We start from the raw sequence: 5,269 nt of genomic DNA, 5'->3' as shown, positions 1-5,269 counted from the left end.
CGAGGTCAGCTCGTCGGTAGTGGTCAGGCTGTGCCGCCACAGCGATCCGATGGCCGCGACCCGCACGTCGGCGTCGGAATGCGACCTCGCCGCCCGCAGCGCGCTCCCGAACCTCTCGTTCGGCACCAGTACCTCGCGTAGCTCGCCGAGCAGTTCGATCGCGGCGTGCCGGACCGCGCCGTCCGGATCACCGAGCGCGGCCGCGATCACCGGCGAAGCCTCGTCCCATTCCTCCGTCGTCTCGCTGAGCACCGACAGCGCCGTGCGGCGTACCTCGGCGTCGGCGTCGGCGAGGTAACCGGTGAGCTCATCCAGCTCCGGGCACTCCTCGGCGAGTGCCAGCAGGGCGAGGATCCGGCTGCCCGGGCCGGTCATCGTCCGCTCCATCCGGTGCCGGCAGCAGCCAGAACAGGAGCCGACTCGTCGGGAACGCCGTCCGGCCGGACGAAGCCGGGAACCGGCACGATGTACGGCGCCACCGGCCGGGTCCGGAACGCCATCTGACCGTCGCCGTTCTGGCCGCCGTCGCTCTTGTGCAGGTTGAGATGGCAGAACCAGTCTCCGTCGTCGCGAGCGGGCCAGTCGTCCCGCTGGTGGTACAGGCCCCAGCGGCTCTCCGTGCGACGCAGCGAAGCCTTCGCCGCCATCTCCGCGCAGTCTCGGATGAAGGTGACCTCGGCACATCGCATCAGCTCGTGCGGCGTATGCGCACCCATCTGGGCGATATCTCCTCGCATCCGCTCGAAGGCCTCGACTCCGAGGGAGAGGTAGCGTTCCGACTTGGGCGGCTGCAGGTAGTCATTGACGAACCGACGCAGCTTGTACTCGACCTGTTGCTGCGGCGGCCCATCCGGGTTGGACAGCGGACGGTAGATGAGTTCGTGCGCGGCGGCGACCTGATCTTCAGGCAGCGATGGCCGATCGGTGGACGCGGCGAAGGCGGTGGCGTGCTCACCCGCGATGTCGCCGTACACGAACGCGCCGATCATGTAGTTGTGCGGCACGCAGGCCATGTCCCCCGCGGCGTACAGGCCGGGCACCGTCGTCGCGGCGTGCTCGTCGACCCACACGCCGGACGCCGAATGACCGCTGCACAACCCGATCTCCGAGATGTGCATCTCCACATCCCCGGTCCGGTAGTCGGTCCCCCGGCCGGCATGGAACGTTCCGCGGGTGGGACGTTCCGTGGTGTGCAGGATTCCCTCGATCTCGCTGATGGTGGCGTCCGGCAGGTGCCGGAGCTTGAGGTAAATGGGTCCGCGCGCGCTGTCCAGCTCCCGTTTGACCTCCGCCATCATCTGGCCCGACCAGTAGTCGCAGTCGACGAAGCGGTTTCCTTCCGCGTTGACCTGGTAGCCGCCGAAGGGGTTGGCGACGTAGGCACAGGCAGGCCCGTTGTAGTCCTTGATCAGCGGGTTGATCTGGAAGCACTCGATACCGGAGAGCTCCGCTCCGGCGTGGTACGCCATCGCGTAGCCGTCGCCGGCATTGGTCGGGTTCTCGTACGTGCCGTAGAGGTACCCGCTCGCCGGCAACCCCAGCCGGCCGCACGCCCCGGCAGCGAGGATCACCGCGCCGGCGGAGATGGTCACCAGTTCACCGGAGCGCGTGTCAAGGCCGACGGCGCCGACCGCGCGGCCTCCGCGCGTCAGCACCCGCACCGGCATCACCCGGTTCTCGATGGTGACCTTGGAGCGGACATCGCGGGCACGCAGCGTCCGGTACAGCACCTTCTTGACGTCCTTGCCCTCCGGCATCGGCAGGACGTAGCTGCCGGAGCGGTGCACCTTGCGCACGGCGTACTCGCCGTGCTCGTCTTTCTCGAACTTGACGCCGTAGCCCTCGAGCCGTTGCACCATGGCGAAGCCACGGGTGGCGGTCTGGTAGATCGTGCGCTGGTTGACGATGCCGTCGTTGGCGAGGGTGATGTCCGCGACGTAGTCCTCCGGCGTCGCCTTGCCCGGGACCACGGCGTTGTTGACACCGTCCATGCCCATGGCGAGCGCTCCCGAGTGGCGGACGTGCGCCTTGTCCAGGAGCAGGACGTCCGCGCCGTGCTGGGCCGCGGTGAGCGCCGCCATCGTGCCGGCGGTGCCACCGCCGACGATCAGCACGTCGCATTGCATCTGGCGCCGCTGCGATGGCGGTGGGATCTGCATGTGCACGTTGTTAGCCCTTCTCTTCCGGGAGTTGGCGCCGGTGGGCGCCGGGAGCGCGGTCGAGCGTGCCCGACAGGGAGAGCCGATCGCCTCGGTAGCGGACGTATTCGAGGTCTATCGGGCGGCCGGCGTCGGTGTAGGTGAGGCGTTCGAAGAACAGCAACGGGGAACCTTCGGCGACCTTGAGCAGGCCAGCGACCGTCGGGTCGGCGGTGATCGCCTCGATGCATACGCGCGCGGCGCCGAGCGGCCTGCCCAGCTCGACCTCGAGCAGGCAGAACACGTCGTTGCTCGTCAGGTCCATATCGAGCAGCGGTCGGCCGACGTCCGCCGAGAGATAGCTGGCGTCCAGTGAGAGCGGCTCGTCGTCGAGCAGGCGTAGCCGTTCCAGAGCGACGACGGGGGTCGCGGGAGCCAGCTCGAGACGCTGGGCGACGATCGGGGTGGCCGGGACGATCTCGCACAGCAGTACCTGGTTGACGATGCGGGCGGCGCCGGTGTCGAAGCTCTCGGCGAGACCCTGCAGGCGATCCAGGCGCTGCACCGCCTTGTCGGAGACCACGAAGGTGCCCGAGCCCGGAATACGGTCGACCAGCCCTTCTTCCCGCAACAGCCCGAGAACCTCGCGGATGACGTTGCGGCTCGTGGCGAAGTCGGTGGCCAGCAGCGGCTCCGAAGGCAACGGGCGGTCGCCGTAGTAGCCGGTCAGGATACGGGCGCGAAGGACGTCGCGGATCCGGCGTACCGGGGCGCTGCGCCGGCTCGCCGTCGATGCGCGATCGCTGCTGCCAAGGTTCGGCGGCTGGTCCCGCTGGGCGCCGGGCTCCGTTGCCCTGCGCTCGCCGGACCGTGGCGTGCCGCCCCTGCTCATCGGCGGTTGAAGAGGCTGCGTCGGCGTCATGCAGATTGATGCTGGGGACGGCCGGTTACATCGATCCGCACCGCGAATTACGCGGCCGTTACGCCACTTTCTCCGGATCGCTCACCGCGTCAGCCTGCGGGTACGTCACATTGGACGGCCACAAATCCACTGTTGGACAGGGGTGCGACGGCGCACCATGCCGCCGACGCCCCGGGTCAGAGTTTCCGGGGGACCACGATATGTCTTCCATCGCGACGCGCCTGAGGCGATCGGACTCTTGTACGACGCGACGTAGTAGCGTGTTACCCCGGACATGTCCGGATGTCGAAGTTACCGACATCGTCCCGGTCATGGGTCAGATTTTGTCGGTAGATCCAGCTGGGATCCACGAGAGGATGGCGATGGTTGAGTTCCTGTACGACCTGCTGGTGGTCCTGCACTTCCTGGGACTGGCGAGCCTGATCGGCGGCGCCCTGGTGCAGATGAAGGCGCGCGGCGAGCGAACGATCAACGTCGCCATGGTGCACGGCGCGCTCACCCAGGTGGTGACCGGCCTCCTGCTGGTCGCCATGCAGGAGATGGCAGACTCGCTGAACATCGACCCTGACCACCCGAAGATCGGGGTCAAGCTGGTGGTCGTCGTCGTCGTGACGGTGCTGGCCTGGATCAACCGCAGCCGGCCCACGGTGCCCGACGGTCTGTACTACCTGGTCTTCGGCCTGTCGGTGGGTAACGTCCTCGTCGCCGTCTTCTGGTGAATCCACATTCGGCCTATGATGTCTGCCATGACGTGGCGATGTTGATCTAAGCCGGTAGACCCGCCTGCCACGGGAAGCCGCGGACCCCCGAGCTCACGAGCTCCGCGTCCGCTCAGCTCCCGTCAGGAAGGTCTCATGCTCGCTCATATATCTCGTGGCCGCCGCGCGCCGGCGGTCCGGTTAGCTCGTCGGCTCTACCTATACGCGTTCCTGGACGAGTTCATCCTGCTCTATCCGCTCTACGCGGTGCTGTTCGCAGAGTCCGGGTTGTCGACCGCACAGATCTCGTCGTTGTTCATCATCTGGTCGACAGCCAACATCGTCCTGGAAGTCCCGTCCGGTGTGCTGGCGGACGCGGTCTCACGGCGCTCGTTGCTGGTGGCCGGACCGCTCTTGGCCGGTGCCGGCTACGCGCTCTGGGTACTCGTGCCGTCGTACCCGGCGTTCGCGGCAGGCTTTGTCCTCTGGGGCGCGCACAGCGCCTTGCAGTCCGGAGCGTTCGAAGCACTCGTCTACACCGAGCTCGACCGGCTCGGCGCCGCGGACGGCTACGCCCGCGTGATCGGGCGAACGGAGACCGCGAGCACCGTCGCGGCCGCCGTGGCCATCGCCTTGGCGGGACCGGTCTTCGCCGCCGGCGGTTATCCCGCGGTCGGCGCCGCCAGTGTGGCGGCCTGCTTGGCCTGCGCGATCGTCGCGGCCGGTCTGCCCGAACACGATCACCCGAGCTCACGTGGCACCGTCGGCCTGGGCTTCCGGCACGTGTTACGAACCGGCGTTGACGAGGTCCGGGCGCGTCCGAACGTGCGGGCCGCCATCGCGTTCCTGATCGCGATCGCGGCGGTCTGGGGCGCGCTCGACGAATATCTCGCGCTTCTCGCCATCGACATGGGCGTATCCACCGAGGCCGTACCGGGACTTCTGCTGGCTGTCTACGCCGGAGTCGCCGCGGGAGGTCTGCTGGGCGACGTCGCGGCGCGGCTGCCGCAGCGTGCTGTCGCGGGCACGCTCGTGCTCGCGGCCATGGCCCTCGCGGCGGGCGCGATGACCGGTCATCCGGTCGGGTTCGGCCTGATCGGCCTGGCCTTCTGCGTGTTTCAGATGGTGCAGATCGCAGCCGACGCCCGGCTCCAGCACACGATCAACGGCACGGCCCGCTCGACGGTGACGTCGTTCGCCGGGCTCGGTATCGAGGTAGCGAGTATCGGCGTGTTCGTGGTCTACGGCGCAGCCTCGGTGACGGCGAGCCATGGCGTGCTCTTCGCGGGATGGGCCGCCGCGTATGTCTTGATCGCCCTGGTGATGTTCCGGCCCCGGGGTGCCGTCGTCGACGATACGGGTCCCGTCGCGGAGTGGGATGTGCGAGGCTGAGGCGTTCGCGCTCGGACGGAGTCGTCTCTGTCGGCGCGGCCGAATAGGGTAGATCGCACGATGAGCACTCCCACAGAACAGCCCTCTCTGCTGCCCCCTCCGGCCACCGTTCCACCCGA

At 68.2% G+C, this 5,269-nt stretch carries 3 protein-coding genes and 1 pseudogene; 2 read left to right on the top strand and 2 right to left on the bottom strand.

Annotated elements, in window-relative coordinates; all coding sequences use genetic code 11:
- Window positions 1-2,159, bottom strand: a pseudogene (locus ELR45_RS38380) (fumarate reductase/succinate dehydrogenase flavoprotein subunit); the annotation flags it as partial.
- A gap of 10 nt (window positions 2,160-2,169) precedes the next feature.
- Window positions 2,170-3,060, bottom strand: coding sequence for a GntR family transcriptional regulator (locus ELR45_RS19235; protein WP_129667825.1), 891 nt, complete (start codon window positions 3,058-3,060; stop codon window positions 2,170-2,172).
- A 362-nt stretch (window positions 3,061-3,422) separates the two neighbouring features.
- Between ELR45_RS19235 and ELR45_RS19230 the strand changes: the two genes are divergently transcribed.
- Both ELR45_RS19230 and ELR45_RS19225 read left to right on the top strand, forming a co-directional pair.
- Window positions 3,423-3,779 (top strand): hypothetical protein, encoded by a 357-nt coding sequence (locus tag ELR45_RS19230; protein WP_129667824.1) that lies wholly within the window; start codon window positions 3,423-3,425, stop codon window positions 3,777-3,779.
- 135 nt (window positions 3,780-3,914) lie between these two features.
- Complete coding sequence (locus ELR45_RS19225; protein ID WP_129667823.1) at window positions 3,915-5,150, top strand: MFS transporter; 1,236 nt, start codon at window positions 3,915-3,917, stop codon at window positions 5,148-5,150.
- Window positions 5,151-5,269 lie beyond the last annotated feature (119 nt).

Origin of the sequence: Phytoactinopolyspora endophytica, from assembly GCF_004138495.1 — a bacterium.
Taxonomy (GTDB): domain Bacteria; phylum Actinomycetota; class Actinomycetes; order Jiangellales; family Jiangellaceae; genus Phytoactinopolyspora; species Phytoactinopolyspora endophytica.
Note: the sequence above shows the minus strand (reverse complement) of the source record. Positions and strands in the feature narration are given on the sequence as shown.

What these genes read in the sequence shown, in the direction of transcription:
- ELR45_RS19235 (WP_129667825.1), bottom strand. Translation starts at nt 3,060, where the DNA reads ATGACGCCGACGCAGCCTCTTCAACCGCCGATGAGCAGGGGCGGCACG.
- ELR45_RS19230 (WP_129667824.1), top strand. Translation starts at nt 3,423, where the DNA reads ATGGTTGAGTTCCTGTACGACCTGCTGGTGGTCCTGCACTTCCTGGGA.
- ELR45_RS19225 (WP_129667823.1), top strand. Translation starts at nt 3,915, where the DNA reads ATGCTCGCTCATATATCTCGTGGCCGCCGCGCGCCGGCGGTCCGGTTA.